Below are 16,784 nucleotides of genomic sequence, written 5' to 3' on the forward strand. Positions count from 1 at the left end.
TTTCCATGCACGGTAGTCTAACACAGCGTATTGATTATTTCCGCCTTATTAGTAACTTTCACACCAAGGACCCGACCTCAGAGCCAGAAGGTTTCATCAAGTATGGCCACGGTGAAAATGTTGAAAGTAACAATATAGAGGGCGCAATTTCTGGCCCCATCGTGGGCGACAGCCTCTTAGGCCGGATCGCATTCCGCTATAACGACGCTGACACCCTTGAATACAATAGCACCCGCGATGAACAACAAACCCAAGAAGACAAAGCGGTTCGCTTAAAGCTAAGCTGGTTTTTAAGCGATACGCTAACGGCAGACTTTACTGGCCTGTATGCAGAATCACTAACCAAGGGCTACACCCAGTCATTATTTATTGCCAGCGAACGAAGCTTGCGCGTGTTCCGCGAATACGACCCGCAGACCGAAGCTGATGCCTATGACCAAAACACCTCGACCGATGCCCCAACTCGCTCAGACCGCGAAGTTAAAGCAGCTTCCTTAAGCCTGATCTGGCGACCAGACGAGCTGATGGGTATTACCGCACCGGAGCTCACCACCATTGCGTCGTGGTCTGAAGTTATTACCCCCTACTCGCTTGATGTGGATTACTCACCGGTGCCCTTGGTGGCATTCAATGAGCCACCGAAAGGCAACCCCTATACCGCAAAGGCGATAGAAGTTCGTCTCGCTGGCGGATTAGACGCGCCGTTTGATTGGGGTGAAGGCATTGACTTTGTAGTGGGTGTATTTGGTCAAGAATCCACCAACGATGTATTCCAAGATATCGATGTGAGCCTGAACGGCCTAATCGGTTTTGCTCGAGCGGGGGCAATCGTGCAAAACATCCAATTGCCGTTTGACCCCATACTTATCGATTTGCCGATATCACTACCCGATCTTATTCCAGGCTTTATCGATCGCGAACGCTATATATCGGCAACACAATCCGAAACCCAGTCCTTCGCCATTTTCTCGCAATTTAACTGGATTTTAACTGATCGCCTCACCGCCACCGCCGGTATACGCTATGGTGAAGATGAGTCAACGGGGTCGTCTTACTCTCAGGTTGCAGCTGGTAACAGTATTTCAGGTGGCTCGCTAAATCAAAGCAACTTCAGCGCACCGAATTTAGAAAGCAAGGAAACCAATGTCTCGCCGAAGCTGGCCTTTAATTACGAAATACTGCCCGACATCAATGTCTATGTGAATGCCGCCAAAGGCTTTAAGGCGGGCGGCTTTGACCCAGCACCACTAAATGATAACAACCTAACTTACAAAGGCGAGGAAACTCTGACCTATGAAGCCGGTGTAAAATCGCGGCTACTCGGCGGATCGCTGACATTGAATATGGCGGTATTTGACAGCGATGTGAAGAACCTGCAAATACGTACCTTTTCTGGTGTAACGCTAACCACCTTCAATGCACCTGAGTCGTCTAGCCGGGGCGCAGAAATGGACTTCTTCTGGTTACCGCCAATCGACGGCGTAAGCTTAGCGGGTAGCCTTGCCTACCTCGACGCCAAATACGACAGCTTTACGGAAGGCCCACCACTATTCACCGCAGAGCAAAATCAAACCCAGGACCTAAGTGGTAAATCACTACCCTACGCACCGCGCTGGTCGGGCTCGCTGTCGCCACGCTGGGAATTTCCGATGTTTGGCAGCTCCGACCTGCTCGGCAGCATTCGAATGAACGTATCTTATAGCGGCGAGCGCTACCTCGATTCCGACATCGATCCCAACACCTTGCAAGAAGCCATTACCCGCATCGATGCCGGTCTTGGCCTGCGCTCAGAAACAAACGGTTGGTCAGTTAATTTTCAGGCGCGCAACTTGACCAAAGAACAGGATGCAGTATTGATTCTTGATCAACCGCTTATTCCCGGCAACTACACAAAAACACCGCATCCGGATCAAACGACCTATCAGTTAGACTTTAGAGTCGGATTCTAAGAACGACGGAAAATCACATTGCGCGCAACAGTTCGACTCTATTGAGATTTTCAATAGAGTCGAACTGTTAAAAGACCTAAAACCAATCAGAATTTAACGGGTAAACCGCCGACCTAGTCAGGCAACTCTGGCTGTAAATATAATATCTTTAACGAAAGTAATCCGGCCTACCCTGCATCCACAAATCACCCCACAACCGGCCGCCACCATCTAAGGTGAGCACCTCGCCAGTTATAAAGCTGCCGCTGGGGCCACCGAGATAAACACAGGCTTGGGCAATATCCCAGGGAGTGCCGAAACGCTTCATGGGATTCGACTTATCAAATTCGCTCAAGGCTTCCGGCGAGTAGGCCCGCATCCCCTCGCTAAAAATAACGCCAGGCGCGACACAGTTAACGCGGATATTATATTCCGCCCACTCCACCGCAACCGTTTTAGAAAGATGAATAACACCGGCGCGAGCCGCACAGGTATGCGCGCCGCCACTCATTCCACGCGTTACTACGGCAACAATATTCACAATACTGCCCTGCTGCTTGCGGTCACGCCATTGACGCGCCACATGCTGCATCATATACCAGCTGCCGTTGAGGTTATTATTGACAACGGCATCCCAGCCGTTTTTAGAGAAATCGATAGCCGACTGGGGAAACTGGCCACCGGCGTTATTCACTAAAACATCCAGACGCCCATGCTCCTCAAAAATTGCCGCATACATTGCGGCAATACCGTCGTAATCGCGAATATCTTGAAGTTTGTAGCTCGCAAGTAAACCCGCATCGCTTAGCGCCGCGACCGCATCAATTAGCTTCTCTTCCGTACGGCCGGTAATAATGCCCCAAGCTCCTTCAATAGCATTACAGAAGAAATGGCCAATGCTTTGCTGGCAGCATTGAAGTCCGCAGTAGCAGACGATCAAATTCGCGCGGTGCTACTTACTGGCAGAGGCAAACTCTTCAGCGCCGGAGGCAATCTCAAAACCTTTATGAGCCAAGAAGGCCCTTTAGATGACTACGTTAACAAGGTGATCGAAGACACATATAACCCCTTGGCAGAATATATGATGGCGATGCCAAAACCCGTGGTATCTGCTATTAATGGCCCTGCAATTGGTGCCGGCGTAGGCCTTGGCTTGAATGCCGATATTGTATTAGCGGCCAAATCGGCCTACTTTTCACTACCCTTTGTTCCCAAGCTTGGCGTGATCCCCGATATGGGCTGCTCCTGGCTGGTCAGCCGCGGATTAAACTATAATCAGGCGCTAGCGCTGTTTTTGACTGGCGAAGCGATGCCTGCCGAAGATGCCGCACGCAGCGGCATGATTTGGAAGTGCGTAGACGACGCCGAGCTAATGAAGGAAGCGTCGACCTTGGCGGCAAACTTGGCTAAGCTTTCCCCCGCAGCGATACGCAGAACCAAACAAGCCCTGCGGTCCGCCTGCGAAAGTAGCTTTGGTACGCAGCTAAAATTAGAGCAACAGCTTCAAACCCTCAGCTTTGGAGGCAATGCCTTCCAAGAGGGCTTACGTTCGTTTAAAGAGCGACGCGAAGCAGATTTTATTGCGCACGGAGACGATTAAGTTTCCACGCGATAACACAACAAAGAGATAACAACGTGGTTACTAAAACAAAAAAGCCCGGCACCCGCACTCGCCTGTCACGAGAGCATCGCGAAAAAGATATCGTCAGCTCGGCCCGCAAAGTCTTCATCAGCCGCGGCTATGAAGACGCGACTATTGCCGAAATAGCGGATGCCGTTGGTGTCGTCGAAGGCACGGTATTGCATTACTTCAAAAGCAAGCGCGCGCTGATGGTGAAAGTCATTGAGGAGTTTTACGAGGAGATTACCGCCACCATGGAAGGCGGTGTCAGCGGCATTTCTGGCGCACAAAACAAACTGCGCTACATTATCCACACTCACATGTCGCTGCTAGACAATAACAGCGACCTATGTACGGTTATTCTCAACGAGTCTCGTGGCGCACAGACAGAACTACTGGAAAAGGTTCACGACTTTAATCGCCGCTACAGCAATGTTGTTATCAATGTTGTACGCGAAGGAAAACAAAGCGGCGAAATTACTGAATCGGCATCGCCGGTGCTTATTCGAAATGTGGTGTTTGGCGCGATTGAGCATTATTTGTGGGACATCGTCGCGGGTACAAAACGTGAAAGTAGCGAAACGATAGCGGATCAACTCACTCACCTTGTTTTCAATGGCATTATTAGCAGCCCGGAAAATTCACGGGGCGAAATAAATCATCTTATTAATAAACTCAACAAATTGATCGACTAATAAATAAAATACCGGGAGAATTTTTATGAGCGACAATACGATCCATCAAGGCCAGTGTGCCTGTGGCGACGTCCGCTACACCTGCAGCAGCGAACCCGTTAGCGTGATGGCCTGTCATTGCCGCGATTGCCAATATGCGTCTGGCAGCGCCTTTGCCACGGTCGCCTTCTTCCCTGCAGCTAGCTGCGAAATGACCGGCGAATCAAAAGTGTATACCGTTAAGGGCGATGCCGGCTTGACGATAAACCGTCACTTCTGTGGTAACTGCGGCACGCCGCTGTATTCTGTCGCAACTGAAATGCCAGATCTCTTATTCATAAAAGTGGGATCGCTAGACAAGCCAAGCTCAGTCGATCTGCAGGGCCATATGTGGTGCGACTCTATGGTTTCGTGGCTAAAGCTGAATGACGGCTTAGTGCAGCTTCCCGGCAACCCGCCACTCGGTTAAAACAATCACGCAACAAACTCAGCACAAAAAAAATCGCCTTTAGGCGACTTTTTTGTCGAATTATATACCGCAGTAAAAATCTACATAAAACTAACAACGCTATCGTGTTTAGTTTCAATTTGATCTTTAAAATGCGCAATAATACTTTTTCGTTTGAGCTTCATTGTCGGTGTAAGTAGACCGTTCATAATCGTCCACTCTGGCGTTATAACAATCTGATTTACTCGCTCATACGCCGCTAGTGTTGCGTTAATTCGCGACAATGAAGCCTCCAAACTGGTAATCAATTCATCGCGCGACAAGCCCCGCGCCAACTCTGACAATGTCGCCAACAACAAAGGCTGATCAAGACCGTGACCACAAACGCAGACTTGCTCTAACTCAATTAACGAGCCGAAATCGTCCTCTAGCTTTATCGGCTGTATAAACTTTCCTTTTGTGGTCTTGAAGACTTCGCTAATACGCCCGGTAATCCACAAATTGCCATTGTCATCGAGCTTGCCCGTGTCACCAGTGTGATACCAGCCGTCAACTAAAGCCTCTGCGGTTTTCTCTGGATTTTTATAGTAGCCGATCATTAGGCCATCACTTTTGAAACACACTTCTTCGTCATCGGTAATTTTAATTTGCACACCCTGCAAAGGTATACCCACACATCCGGCCTGCGGCCGCTCATCCGACAGCCAAAATGTTCCGTCGCAAAAATTCTCAGTCATGGAGTAGCCCTCACGCAACACCACGCCCATATCGATAAACCAGTTTTGCACGTCCCTCGGGCAGGGAGCCGAACCCGTCAACACCATTCGAGCTTTATTTAAACCGAGCTGCTTTCTAACCTGCTCCTTCTGCTCCTCGCCAAACCCCGCCTGCACAGATGGCGGGATTTTCGCATCAACCGCCGCTTTAAATTTCACCCACAAGCGAGGCACCGAAAAGAAGAAGGTAGGTTCGACTTCTCGCAGCTCTGCGGCAAAGGTCTCCAATCCTTCCGAGAACGACATGATGTCGTTGCAGTAAAGCGCATTCATTTCAACAATGCAGCGCTCAGCCGCGTGCGACAAGGGCAAGTAAGAAATCAGGCGCTCGCGTTCTGGACCGCCACCAATTTTCCAGTCCTTTTGCATACGCGGCAAAATACGCCCTGGCGTGCCGTGAACATGCATTACCCCTTTGGGATTACCTGTCGTGCCAGAGGTATACAGAATGGTCATCAAGGCATCGAGATGCGGTATCGGAGAGTCTGCCATGGGCTCATGACTCGCAATAATGGTTTCCAACTCTGCCTCAACCTCGCAGCTACAGCCTGAAATACCAATCCGTTTAATTCCTGCAGGCAACACTTTGTCCGCTTGCTCAGCAATATCAAACTGCCCGAGAAAAATTAGCCTGCTTTCACTGTGCTCTAAAATATATCTAGACGAGGGCGCGTCCTGACCTGGATACAAAGGCACGCTAACGTGGCCACTAAGCATAATGGCAAAATCAACCACTACCCAGTCTGCGCAATTTTTCGCGAACACCGCGATCCGACTACCTGGCTCGTAGTCTTGAGCGGAAAGATAAGTCGCCAGGCGGCGAGCCCGATCAGCAGCCTGCGCCCACGTATATTCTGTCCACTGCAGATCCTTAGGCTGACGCAAAAATACTTGCTCAGCCGCGGTCGACTCCCACTGATAGAGCATCTCTAATGGTGTTTTTATCGCATTGCTCATCGCGCTGTACTCCGGCAATCATAATTTTTAAATTCACCAAGCCTTAGGCTTGCTATGTTTTCAAGCTTATTGGAACAAGACCCCAGCACCGACTTTGGCAATGACAGCTTGCGATGGCGCATTGCGTTTTGCACGACTCCTTCTCTGCATCTACCCATGCCCCAATGCGCGCGCCTGTCTTCGCTTAGCACGCAAGGGGCTAAGGCCGTCCTCGCTGGCACGGGGTCATCCCTCGCGTTATGTGGGTCTATATTGATTTGAACATCAATAAGGATTAAAGACAACTTTTGACTTAGCTCAGCAGGCAATTCAAACCTTAGGCCATCAACAGTGCAGCCGCTTGGATCAATGAAAGCCTTCTACAAATAGCGCGGAGAAAACTGTATTTATGCTTAGCGTAAAACTGGCCACACTTAACAAGGTACATTCATACCAACCGTCGAAAATCGGACGAGATACACGCCGCCTGGATTTAGAGAACAGTTAGAAACCTAATCGCAGAGGGGAAATGTGCGCGCCTGCAGTTATTGACTTAAAGGTCATTAACTGCGAATATCTCATGCAAACAAGCTGACAGACTGCATTCGGTAATACCTAAATCATCAACAATAAAGCACAACAAATCTCCGTCGCAGCCTCCATAAAGACATATCATTGATCACATTAGACCTATCGTTGTGGCACAGTAGCTCAGCCTTTGCCACTCATTACGATCGCCCTCAACACGAGGATTAAAAACATGAACAGCGCCCTACTGAACACCCAAGAAGAGAACAGCGATTTTCAATACATTAAGAATTTGGTCGAGTTGCAGCGCAGCAGTTTCATTCAAGACGGCTATCCAAATATTAAGACCCGCCTCGAACGCCTTGATCGCCTTATTGCGATGCTTCGCAACAACAAACAAAAACTAGCAGCTGCGTTGAAGAGTGACTATAGCGCACGCTCACATTTCGATAGCGTTGTTTTTGATATTTTAGTGCCAATAGAAAGCCTTAAATACTGCCGAAAAAATACTGCAAAATGGATGAAACCAGAAAAGCGCGGCGCTAAGTTCCCCCTTAACCTTCTGGGCGCTGACGCGCATGTGTTTTATCAACCCATGGGAGTAGTTGGTATAGTCGCTCCGTGGAATTTCCCAATTCAGCTCACATTCTCACCCCTGGGCAATGCAATCTCTGCGGGTAATCGCGCCATCATAAAGCCTTCCGAGCTGACTCCGGAAACCTCCGCTCTGCTACACAAATTGTTCACTGCCGACTTTGGCCCTGAAGAGATAAGTGTTGTAAATGGCGGCCCCGATGTCGCCGCTGCATTTACTGCACAGGCCTTTGATCACCTCGTGTTTACTGGCGCACCATCGGTCGCCAAGCACGTTATGCGAGCGGCCGCAGAGAATCTTGTACCACTCACCTTGGAGTTAGGCGGTAAATGTCCGGTTATTATCGGCCAAGGCGCAGATCTAAAAGCCGCTGTTGAGCGCATTTTCACGTTTAAAACCATGAATGCGGGGCAAATTTGTCTCGCTCCCGATTACACCTTTGTACAAGCAGAATTACTGCCACAATTTATTGAGCTTGCCAAAAAGTTTGTCGCTGACAACTTCGGCACCCTGGCAGACAACGACGATTACGGCTCGATTATCAATGAGCGTCATCGCGCGCGCATTGCTGGCTATATTCAAGAAGCAATGGACAGGGGCTATCAAACTATTCCACTTAGCGATGATATTGGTTTAGACAAGTTAGCGCACAATCACAAACTGGCACCGACGCTTGTCATTGACCCTGCCGACGACTGCAAGATTATGACCGATGAGATATTCGGCCCCGCAATGCCAATTAAAACCTATACCGACATCAGGCAAGTTGCCGCCCACATCAATCGCGGTGAACGCCCATTAGCACTCTACTATTTCGGAAAATCAAAACCTGAAATTAATCTACTAAAAACTAATACCACATCTGGCGGCATGGTCGTCAATGACATCGCCGCCCATGTTCTTCAAGACACTATGCCATTAGGTGGTGTAGGTCATAGCGGCATGGGCTCTTACCACGGCTTCGACGGCTTCCGCCAATTAAGTCACGGCAAAGGTTTTTACAAGCAAGGTATACTGAGCTTAACGCCGTTCTTTAAAGCGCCGCACACCGAAAAGATGCTCGCACTACTTGAAAAAATGATGGGCTAGTGTAGAGCCTCGTATAAGTACATTTTGAGATCAGAATATGAATATTGAACGCTTCGTAATCGACATAGACCAATCACGCCTAGATGACCTAGCGTATCGCTTAAAGAATGCACGAATCACTCCTGACTTTGGCAACAGCCATTGGGAATACGGCACCAACACCGATTACTTAAATGAATTAGTTGAGTATTGGCGTGAAGACTACGACTGGCGCAAACACGAAGAACAAATGAACCGGTTCGAACATTTCAAAACAGAAATAGATGGTCTTACTATTCATTTCCTTTATAAAAAAGGTAAGGGCCCGTCGCCCACACCGCTGCTGCTGAGCCACGGCTGGCCGTGGACGTTCTGGGACTACCAAAAACTCATCGACCCACTTACCGACCCCGCGGCCTACGGCGGCGACGCGGCGGATGCTTTCGATGTGGTCATCCCCTCGCTACCTGGCTACGGCTTTTCTACCCCCCTCACCACCACTGGCATTAACTTTGAGAGCACCGCCGATATTTTCGTAAAATTAATGGACGGTTTAGGGTATAAAAAATTCGCCGCCCATGGCCACGACTGGGGCGCCATCATCACAGCGCAGCTGGGTCACAAGTACGCAGATAAGTTAATCGGCGCTCACTTCACTACTATGATACCGCTTGACGCCTTTAGTGGTGGCACCGTCGATGGATCATTTTTTAGCGAAAAGGAAATGGACATTGCAGAAAAGAATGTAAATTTCTTTACTGATGGGGGTGGCTACTTTGCACTGCAAACAACGCGACCGCAAACCCTGGCCAATGCCTTGAGTGATTCACCGGTAGGACTGTGTTCGTGGATTTTAGAAAAGCGACGAGATTGGAGCGACTGCGGCGGCAACGTAGAAAGTCGATTCTCAAAAGACGACTTAATCACAACCGTCATGCTCTACTGGCTAACCGACAGCTTTGGCACTTCGGCTAGATACTACTACGAGGCGGCGCACCGGCCGTGGGCGCCATCACATGGCCGCGAGCCAGTAGTGGAAGCGCCATGCGGTATTGCCATTTTTCCAGAAGAAATACTATGCCAACCCGAGGCATGGATTAATCATTACTACAACCTAAAGCAACTATCGCGCATGGAGAGCGGCGGACATTTTGCAGCGATGGAAGAGCCAAAAGCGCTACTCAATGATATACGGCATTTTTTTGCGAGCTTGCGCTAAAAACCTAGCTTTTGAGTGCCTACATTGCCAGGGCACTCTTAAGAATTAGCACAACCCTTAAAGCCGCGCATATCCGCTCACAAAATTACCGAACAGAAGCTATCGCATTTAGCAAAGCATCAACAAATTTCAAAATATATTTATATAACGTGATAGCCGTTAGCTCGACGAACTCTCACTACGGGCCGCCCGAACACCCCAACACAAACCTTTATATGCATCTCCACCCAAGCACCAAAAACTTAAAAATAAGACTTTTTAGGTTAAGCAAACCTAACTCCGATTCCAACTTCGGATACATTAGACCCTGAATAAATATTTATTATTTAAATTTTATAATTAGTAAAAATATAAAAACCAATAACAGAAGTTACTTTTAATCCGGAGAGATCACTCACAACCATTGGATGTAGGCCGCCAATAGTGCATCAAGCCGCGCGTGTCATACAAGGTGTCGATGAATGTCCTCAGCATTGCGCTTTATAACGTATCGATTATGTACACAAATATTTTCTATTACTTGCGATCAGGCGAGATACACCTTGGTCTATCTTTGGGCTCAGCGCGTCTCCTAAAGTTAACTATTTGTTTCTTCTATTGTTTTCTTCAAACGAATAACTGTGCATGAATAACTGGAAACGATATTCGTCTTGACACAATCACTATTCGGTTCGCCGACAATTTATGCACCCTTATAAGGCATATCTCATGTCGATTAATATATCCACCGTTAGCTCTTATGCAGTGTTGCTATATCAAGCCCTAGATCACGAAAATTTCACAAACTAATACCAAGTAAATCCATAGCCGAGCCCATCACTATTTCTAGATAATAATTTAGACACTTCAACAGGAGAGAAGACTATGTCTATTAGCACGGATGACGCTATTCTGAAAAACACACTCAATACACACTTAGCAATTCTCATTGGCATTATGGTCGTACTGACACTTTTTATTCCTGAGATCAGTTAGTTAACACCTTAAGGCGGCATATGAATAATAACTAAGGCCGCCAACGTCCCTCCCCTCGAAAACCCCATCTCAAGCCGCTAAAAACATCGAGCTACCACAAAATCACGCTATCTAGGAATCTTATTGATCCGGACACTCGGCACACTCGTAACACTCAGCGATACCAACTTCCCACCCGTGCACCACGGCGAGCAGCGAGATAACACCGATGAAATACACTCTGAATGAGGCCATCGTCGTAGACCGACCAATCGAAGACTGCTTTGCCTACCTGAAAGATTTTTCAACTATCGAACAATGGGATCCCGGCGTTTATCGCTCGCGCAAGCTCACTCCAGGCAGCCCGGCAGTCGGTACCGAATATGAGATCTTACTCAAGTTACCAGGGAATAAGCAGGCGGCAATGCACTACCGTCAAATTGCAATTGAACCGCCACGACAACTAATACTAGAGGGTATAGGCGACAACTTCAGCGCCCTCGACACCATTACCTTCACTGCACTTGATGGCAATCGGACGAGTATAGATTACCGCGCAGAGCTCGATTTAGCGTGGCTAAAGCCGTCTGTTGCTTGGGTTTTCAAGCCTTTACTAAAACGCATCGGCACTAAGGCAGTAAACGGAATGCGGCTCGCGTTTAGTAACCCTGACTCTCCCGCCAAGCGACGCCTTAAAAATGACATTTGCGACAAGCTCGTCATCCCCGCCGCTCTCGGCTTCGGCAAGCGCGGCTACCTCTCAATGTCGCGCAAATCCCACACAAACAGAATGGACGGCAAGGTCGTCGCGATCACTGGCCCCACCGCCGGTTTAGGCCTAGACGCTGCTTGCGAACTGTCGAGATTAGGGGCGACGCTCATCTTAATAGGACGCGACAGAGAGAAACTTCAGCAAGCGGCCACCGATATTCAAAACTTCAGCGGCTGCGAAACAAATTCACTTCATATAGTTGAAGCCGATCTCAGCTCCCTACAAGCTACGTCTGCGGCCGCTAAAGCAATCCTACAAACCCAGCCTCGTATCGACGTTCTTATTAACAACGCCGGCGCATTGTTTGCCACACGAGAGGAAACCGCAGAAGGGTTTGAGCAGGCACTGGCGGTAAATTTCCTTGCCCCAGTACTACTTAGCAAATTATTAGACGGCCATTTCACAGATGCCAGCCGCGTTATCAACGTGGTATCTGGCGGTTTATATTTCCAAGGCGTAAACCTCGATGACTTGCAGTTCCGCAACGAAGCATACGACGGCAGCAAGGCCTATGCTCGCGCCAAACGAGCCCTGCTTTACATGAGCCAGGAAAACACCGGTAAGACGAGTTACTACACCATGCATCCCGGCTGGGCTGCCACACCAGGTGTCGCCAAATCCCTACCGGCCTTCAATAAAAAATTAAAGCACTTTATGCGCGATGGCCGAATGGGAGCCGACACCATGATATGGCTGGCCACCGCACCGGAACTGTCCCGCAGCGACCGAGCTGAACTGTGGTTTGATCGTCAACCTCATACCTGCGACGTTTTGCCAGGAACGAAATCGAGCACCGCCGAAATTCAGCAACTCCGGAATTGGACACTCGCCACCTTATCTCGCTTTGAATGAACGGTACCGCACAGAGGGCTGCACAAGGAATTTCTTAGCGATGACTCTTGGCAAATACAGAGAACGTCAAGCTGCTGATACAAGCTAACGCTCACCCTGCACAGGCGATCGCCGATTGAAACAGAGGAATCGAAACTAGGCGGGGGTATTGATGACAGGTGCCAAACCTTGATTACCGCATCACGTGACGAAGCCGGACATAAAAAAGGCCCACATGGGGCCTTTTCTGCTTAAGCAATATCTATCAATTACTCTTTGTCTTCACCGGCAATGCTAATTAATTCAACATCAAAAATTAACGCTGAATTTGGACCGATCATTTGACCCGCACCACCTGGACCGTAAGCCAAGGCTGGTGGAATAAATAATTTCCACTTAGAACCAACTGGCATCATCTGCAATGCCTCAGTCCAACCAGGAATTACGCCGCCAACTGGAAAGCTTACCGTCTCACCACGCTGATAAGAGCTGTCGAATACCGTACCGTCGAGCAACGTACCGTGGTAATGCACCTCTACTGTATCGTCGGCGCCAGGTTTTGCGCCCTCAGCTTCGGTCAACACTTGATACTGCAAACCACTTTCGGTTGTCTTCACACCTTCCACAGAGGCATTTTTTGCAAAGAACGCATCTGCTGCTGCTTGATTCTCAGAGCCGGCCGCCTGCGCTTCTTCCTGACGAACTGCTAATTGCTTCTGCTGATACTCTTGCAGCGTGCTCATAATCTCTTCTTCGCTCATCTGCAGCTCGCCGCCAGCAAGGGCATCGCGTACACCTGCACTGAAGGCATCTACATCTAAGGGAAGGTCATCACCGAATCGCGCACCAATATTTGCGCCGATACCGTAACTCACTTTCGAAATTTCAGTATTCAAGTCAGCCTTAGACGAAGTTTCACCACCACAAGCCGTTAGCAGACCACTCATTACCACCGCACAAACCAGTGTCTTATTCATGTAACTACCTTATTTATTAAGAAAAAATACTGTCGCGAATTCGACATGCATACTCAGACCGTAGTCTGCCACAAGCGTTCCTGCAGACACAGTGCCCCAAGAGATAAATCCTATTGATTGGGGAGATAGATTCTCTGCGACAAGTTTGTATAATGCAGATTGATGTTTTTTTGAACATTTGTAGGGTTAAATCTCATGATTGGTAATAAAAACAAGAGTAGAACGGTCAAAACCCCACTTGTTGAGCTGCAAAACCTGCAATCCGAATTGCACTCGCTTAGGGAAAAGCACATCGACGCACTTGAAAAAGAGCTGTTACTTCTTGAAAAAGAAGAGGTTTCTCAAAAATCACGGATAGACAAAACCCGCGATCAGCTAACTCAGGCAAAACAGCGCCTAAAGGAACAACAGGACGCAAAGCCCAGCATTCAAGCTCGCAGCCAAGCTAGCATCGACACCCATCAAGCCAATTTTGATAAATACCAAGCGGAGCTGGCGCAAATACGCAGTAAAGTATTTGAACAAAAACTGCTCATCCGCAAAGAAAAAGCCGTACTGAAGGCGATTATCGATACCGAAAAGTCGCTCAAGAAGCCAGAAAAGACGGCTCCCTCGGCAAAACCAGCGGTAAAATCTAACAAACAGGCGGCGCCAAAGGCGAAAGCCCCAACAGAGAAGCCAGCTGCAAAAAAACCAAGCGCAGAGAAACCGCCAGTAGCGAAAGCCCCGGTAGCAAAAGCCGCGGCGGAGAAACCCAAAGCTGCCAGTGCGGCCGCAAAACCTAGCGCGCCATCAAAAGAAGAGAAGCCTAGCGAGAAAAATAGTAATGTCACGGCAAGCACCGACACCGATACGCCAGTGACAGCGCCACCACCGCCAGCTGCTGTCAAAAAAGTCGCCGCCCCAGTCGAAAAAGAGGACTACATTCCACCGAAGCGACGAGTGCGACGGATGAGCGATATCCCCAGCCACCCAGATAAGGCGGGTGATCGACTTGCCAGCCTATTCGACGATTTTTAGGGTATATCGGCAAACCTTTCCGCTATTTCTTTAAATTTCGGAGCAAGATCACCTTGACTTACGCCCTTAACCAACGCGGCGTAAGTCAATATATTGTCCAAGTAAGGAGCGTCCCCCTCGCTCGCGGCGGTTTTTATCGCAAAGTGATGACATAGCGCGTCAATCTCCACGCGCTCCGCTTCGATCTCCGCCGCTTTCAGCGCACCATATAAACCAGCATTTGCCTCGGCCTCCCTACGTAAAGCGCGCAGCGGCAGTACATAACGCTCGCGAATAGGGGCCGCCAAAGCTATCAATTCCCCGCATAGCGAACTTGTCCAACGCCGCCCTTCACGGCCGCAAAATCCGGCGGCCAGCAAGATATTCACATCCATTTGATAATGGTCCTGCAAATAAAGGCAATGCCGTTGTATTATGGGCTCCGCGTAAGCCGCCAGCGCAAACTCCCATAGAGTACTTTGCGTCTTTTTAGGTGAATTCTCACCGGCATTACATTTTTCGTTCATTACTCGGTACTCACGCTATAATCGCGCCCCATCATGATTGAACTCCAGAACCTCAGTTTACAACGCGGCGGCAAAGCTTTGCTCGAATCGGCCGACCTGCGCGTTAATCCCGGTGAGCATATTGCCCTCGTTGGCGCTAACGGCACCGGTAAATCCAGCTTGTTCCAGCTCATGTGTGGCAAGCTGGTGCAAGACAGCGGCGAGCTTAACATTCCGGCGCAATGGCAGATCGCGCAAATGCGGCAGGAAGTTGATGCCAGCGATCGCTGCGCCATCGACTACGTTATCGATGGCCATCACCGTTTCCGCGATATTGAAGCACAAATAGCGAGCTGCAATGACGATCATCGCCTTGCCGAGTTACACGGCGAATTAGACCTGATCAATGCCTACCAAATTCGCAGCGACGCTGAGCGCTTACTTACCGGCCTGGGTTTCAAGCTAGCAGAGCTGGAACGCCCGGTTAACGACTTTTCCGGCGGCTGGCGCATTCGCTTAAATTTAGCACAGGCGCTGATGTGTCCATCAGATTTGATGTTGCTCGACGAGCCAACCAATCACTTGGACCTCGACGCCAGCCTCTGGCTTGAACAGTGGCTGCACCGCTACGAAGGGACTCTGTTTTTAATATCCCACGACCGCGACTTTATCGACGCCTGTTGCGACCACGTGGTTCATTTAGAAAGACAGACCATGACCCGCTACCGCGGCAACTACACCGCCTTTGAGCGCCAGCGCAGCGAACGCCTCGCCCAGCAGCAACAAGCGTTTGAGAAACAACAGGTCGTTCGCGCCCACATGGAAGATTTTGTACGACGCTTCCGCGCCAAAGCCACCAAAGCCAAGCAGGCCCAAAGCCGCTTAAAAGCGCTGGAACGGATGGCCGATATCGCACCGGCACATATTGATTCGCCATTTAACTTTCGCTTCTACGAACCCAAGCAGTTCTCTGACCCCTTGCTTTCGCTGTCGCAGGCTACCTTGGGCTACAACAGCCCCATCCTGAATAAGCTGAATATCAGCATTCACCCTGGCACCCGCCTCGGGCTGCTGGGCGCCAATGGCGCGGGCAAATCCACCTTAATGAAAACCCTTGCCGGTACTCTGCAGCCCATTCAGGGCGAGCGCCAGCAAGGTGAACACCTGCACATGGGCTATTTTCATCAGCATCAACTGGAGTCTTTAGACTTAAGCGCCAGCCCAATACTGCAATTGCAACGCCTGCGCCCAGATGCCCGCGAACAGGAAATTCGTAATTTCATTGGCGGTTTTAATTTCCATGGCAAACATGCCGAGCAGAGCTGCGAGAATTTTTCCGGCGGTGAAAAAGCGCGCCTAGCCCTCGCCATTATCGTGTGGCAACGGCCTAATATGTTGCTGCTCGACGAGCCAACCAACCACCTCGACTTGGAAATGTGTCACGCACTGACCTCAGCGCTACAAAATTTTGAAGGCGCGGTGATTCTCGTCAGTCACGACCGCCACCTACTAAGAAACACCGTCGATGAATTTCTGCTCGTCGATGCAGGGCAGGCGCAACCCTTCGACGGCAGCCTTGAAGACTACCGCCACTGGCTACTCAACCGCGACAAAAGCGCGCCAACGAGCAATGAGGCTACCACCGACAACGACGCGCCCTTGGTCGACAAAAAACAAGCGCGCCAACAGGCCGCCGCTCGCCGCGCCCAGCTGGCACCGCTGACCTCAAAGCTTAAAAAGCTCGAGCAAAGTATGCAAAAGTTCAGCGACCAACTGACTCAAATTGAAGAGCAGCTCGCGGACAGCAAGCTATACGATGACAGCAATAAAGAAAAACTGAAGAAATTACTGGCAGAACAAGCCAGCTTGCGCGAACAAAATGACGAAACTGAAGAGCAGTGGCTGGCAATTCAAGAAGAGCTTGAGGCCTTGGAAACCGAACTGTAAAACGG

Annotated in this window: 13 protein-coding genes; 9 read left to right on the plus strand and 4 right to left on the minus strand. The window is 49.5% G+C overall.

The features are described 5' to 3' along the window. On the plus strand, positions 1-1,949 hold a 1,949-nt coding region (locus AAC007_RS13640; RefSeq protein WP_339677503.1), incomplete at its 5' end, for a TonB-dependent receptor. A gap of 148 nt (positions 1,950-2,097) precedes the next feature. Here AAC007_RS13640 and AAC007_RS13645 read toward each other — a convergent pair. After that, positions 2,098-2,868 (minus strand): SDR family oxidoreductase, encoded by a 771-nt coding sequence (locus AAC007_RS13645; RefSeq protein ID WP_339677505.1) that lies wholly within the window; start codon positions 2,866-2,868, stop codon positions 2,098-2,100. Here AAC007_RS13645 and AAC007_RS13650 point away from each other — a divergent pair. Genes AAC007_RS13650 through AAC007_RS13660 form a run of 3 tightly spaced genes read left to right on the plus strand, consistent with a single transcriptional unit; the run spans position 2,842 to position 4,692 of the window. Beyond that, on the plus strand, positions 2,842-3,528 hold the full coding sequence (locus AAC007_RS13650) for an enoyl-CoA hydratase-related protein (protein ID WP_339677507.1): 687 nt from the start codon (positions 2,842-2,844) through the stop codon (positions 3,526-3,528). The genes AAC007_RS13645 and AAC007_RS13650 overlap by 27 nt on opposite strands. A gap of 35 nt (positions 3,529-3,563) precedes the next feature. Continuing rightward, on the plus strand, positions 3,564-4,244 hold the full coding sequence (locus AAC007_RS13655) for a TetR/AcrR family transcriptional regulator (protein ID WP_296436696.1): 681 nt from the start codon (positions 3,564-3,566) through the stop codon (positions 4,242-4,244). A gap of 25 nt (positions 4,245-4,269) precedes the next feature. Then, the gene (locus AAC007_RS13660) at positions 4,270-4,692 is read left to right on the plus strand and encodes a GFA family protein (RefSeq protein WP_339677509.1); all 423 of its coding nucleotides are present in this window, start codon (positions 4,270-4,272) and stop codon (positions 4,690-4,692) included. 80 nt (positions 4,693-4,772) lie between these two features. Here the strand turns inward: AAC007_RS13660 and AAC007_RS13665 are convergent, their stop codons facing one another. Then, positions 4,773-6,404 (minus strand): AMP-binding protein, encoded by a 1,632-nt coding sequence (locus AAC007_RS13665; RefSeq protein WP_339677511.1) that lies wholly within the window; start codon positions 6,402-6,404, stop codon positions 4,773-4,775. A gap of 739 nt (positions 6,405-7,143) precedes the next feature. Between AAC007_RS13665 and AAC007_RS13670 the strand changes: the two genes are divergently transcribed. From AAC007_RS13670 to AAC007_RS13680, 3 genes are all read left to right on the plus strand, one after another. Next, positions 7,144-8,595 (plus strand): coniferyl aldehyde dehydrogenase, encoded by a 1,452-nt coding sequence (locus AAC007_RS13670; RefSeq protein WP_339677513.1) that lies wholly within the window; start codon positions 7,144-7,146, stop codon positions 8,593-8,595. A gap of 37 nt (positions 8,596-8,632) precedes the next feature. Beyond that, the gene (locus AAC007_RS13675; RefSeq protein ID WP_339677515.1) at positions 8,633-9,793 is read left to right on the plus strand and encodes an epoxide hydrolase; all 1,161 of its coding nucleotides are present in this window, start codon (positions 8,633-8,635) and stop codon (positions 9,791-9,793) included. A gap of 1,183 nt (positions 9,794-10,976) precedes the next feature. Next, complete coding sequence (locus AAC007_RS13680; protein WP_339677516.1) at positions 10,977-12,371, plus strand: SDR family NAD(P)-dependent oxidoreductase; 1,395 nt, start codon at positions 10,977-10,979, stop codon at positions 12,369-12,371. A gap of 248 nt (positions 12,372-12,619) precedes the next feature. On the opposite strand, the gene AAC007_RS13685 is transcribed toward AAC007_RS13680, so the two are convergent. Continuing rightward, positions 12,620-13,327 carry an FKBP-type peptidyl-prolyl cis-trans isomerase gene (locus tag AAC007_RS13685; RefSeq protein ID WP_295873761.1) on the minus strand — a complete coding sequence of 236 codons (708 nt, stop codon included), beginning with the start codon at positions 13,325-13,327 and terminating at the stop codon, positions 12,620-12,622. A 195-nt stretch (positions 13,328-13,522) separates the two neighbouring features. Between AAC007_RS13685 and AAC007_RS13690 the strand changes: the two genes are divergently transcribed. Next, positions 13,523-14,347: a hypothetical protein gene (locus AAC007_RS13690; RefSeq protein ID WP_339677518.1), complete on the plus strand. Its 825-nt coding sequence runs from the start codon at positions 13,523-13,525 to the stop codon at positions 14,345-14,347. On the opposite strand, the gene AAC007_RS13695 is transcribed toward AAC007_RS13690, so the two are convergent. Beyond that, positions 14,344-14,853 (minus strand): TIGR02444 family protein, encoded by a 510-nt coding sequence (locus tag AAC007_RS13695; protein WP_295873757.1) that lies wholly within the window; start codon positions 14,851-14,853, stop codon positions 14,344-14,346. The two genes, AAC007_RS13690 and AAC007_RS13695, sit on opposite strands and share 4 nt — an antisense overlap. 33 nt (positions 14,854-14,886) lie before the next feature. Here AAC007_RS13695 and AAC007_RS13700 point away from each other — a divergent pair, with 33 nt between their 5' ends. After that, positions 14,887-16,779: an ATP-binding cassette domain-containing protein gene (locus AAC007_RS13700; protein WP_295873755.1), complete on the plus strand. Its 1,893-nt coding sequence runs from the start codon at positions 14,887-14,889 to the stop codon at positions 16,777-16,779. Positions 16,780-16,784 lie beyond the last annotated feature (5 nt).

It is taken from the genome of uncultured Zhongshania sp. (assembly GCF_963975605.1).
Lineage (GTDB): Bacteria > Pseudomonadota > Gammaproteobacteria > Pseudomonadales > Spongiibacteraceae > Spongiibacter > Spongiibacter aquimaris.